Below are 1455 nucleotides of genomic sequence, written 5' to 3'. Positions count from 1 at the left end.
AAAAAGTAAAAAAATTTCACACCCCCTGGTGCGCGAGGTTTTCCCACCCCCCTTCCCCCCGGCGGGCCCGCGGTGTAACGCCCCCGCTCCACCCTCTCGTTCCTGCGGTCGTTCCAGGGAAGACGGCGTTTCCGCTCGGAGAAGGCGTTTCTGATCTACCCGGCGCGGTCGGTACCTTACGCCGCGACCGGAACTGGCGGTACGGCTCTTGCCCGAAAGGAGAGACGGAACGCGAGATCAGAAGCCAGGGGATCGCACCCGGCAGGGGCGACCGCACCCGCCTGGACCAGACGTTCCAGCGTGGCGCGAAGTCTGATCCCCGGTATACCGGTATGGGCCACCAGTGACGTTAGCGTCACGCCACGTCCGTCATGACCGAGGCGGCGGAGCACGGAGAGCACACGCGGAGCGAGCGGATCGTCTCCAAAAAGGGGGCGCGTTACCATGATACGCCTCCCTCCAGTCGGTTGCGCCATCTCCGGGCGGCTGTGCGCAAGGAGCGGCGATAGCGGGAATAAAGTCCTTTCAGTGTCGACATCCACATCCTCCGATTAAAGCAACATGGACTTCAGTTGTCTGGCTCACAGAGCCTATGCCGGACCCGATGGCGTCCAGCGAAAGCAAGATTGGAAGAGATGCTTGCCTCGTCAAGGGGGTGCGAAATGCAGATTCTTTTTAATGAATAATTTTATTATTTTTATTTGTGTTTGTTTTCTGTAGCGGTGTTGCGGAGAGAAATTACATGGGGTTTGTTGATTTTCGTTAACCATCATGGCGATGATCGCAGAAAATCAATATATTTCTCTCTGATGATGGTGGCCTGGGGTTTTCCGGCCACCACCTGTCTTAGAGAGCGCTTCCAGCGCGTCCGTTTGTCGGGACTTCCGTCCGCGTCTCGACGGCGGGCGTCAGAGCCATGGAACCAGTCTTTTGATCTCCGGGATTGTCAACTGCCATCGGCGCGGCGAGCGTCGGACAGGCCTTGCTTCCGGTGCGTGACACATGAACGATTGGCGCCCCCCGACCGTTTGATGTGATCGTGATCGTCTGCGTACAGGCGGTGGGTCCACCGGTGCTGACCGCCTCGAAACGCTGCCAAGACATGCTCTGTTTCGAGAGGTCGTGACCAACAGCCGGCACGGCGCGCAGGACGCCGTCCAGCCGCGAAGCCAATGTCCGATCGACTGCCTCCATGAGAGCCATATTGCGTGCCATCATGCGATCAACAGCCTCGAACATGTCGATATCAGGCATTGCCGCTGTCGTCGCGAAGCCCTGGACCGGGACCAGGATACCGACCTGGTGTCCCCGCGCGTCAACGACGCGCAACGCATCCTGAGCCTGCACAGGCAGGGCAGCCGCGCAGCAAGCCAGTGTAGCAATAAAGGCACCAGCCTGAATCATACGAGAAAAATGCATTTTGGAATCCTCCGTGTCTGTTAAGCAGTGTCGGAC

At 58.7% G+C, this 1455-nt stretch carries 2 protein-coding genes; both read right to left on the bottom strand.

Translation table 11 applies throughout. The features are described from left to right. Positions 1-176: 176 nt before the first annotated feature. Positions 177-446 (bottom strand): hypothetical protein, encoded by a 270-nt coding sequence (locus ABF821_RS20585; RefSeq protein ID WP_415531419.1) that lies wholly within the window; start codon positions 444-446, stop codon positions 177-179. Positions 447-846: 400 nt separating this feature from the next. After that, the coding region (locus ABF821_RS20580) for a hypothetical protein (protein WP_415531418.1) at positions 847-1455 on the bottom strand (609 nt) is incomplete at its 5' end.

Origin of the sequence: Gluconacetobacter sp., assembly GCF_047721585.1 — a bacterium.
Classification (GTDB): domain Bacteria; phylum Pseudomonadota; class Alphaproteobacteria; order Acetobacterales; family Acetobacteraceae; genus Gluconacetobacter; species Gluconacetobacter dulcium.
Note: the sequence above shows the minus strand (reverse complement) of the source record. Positions and strands in the feature narration are given on the sequence as shown.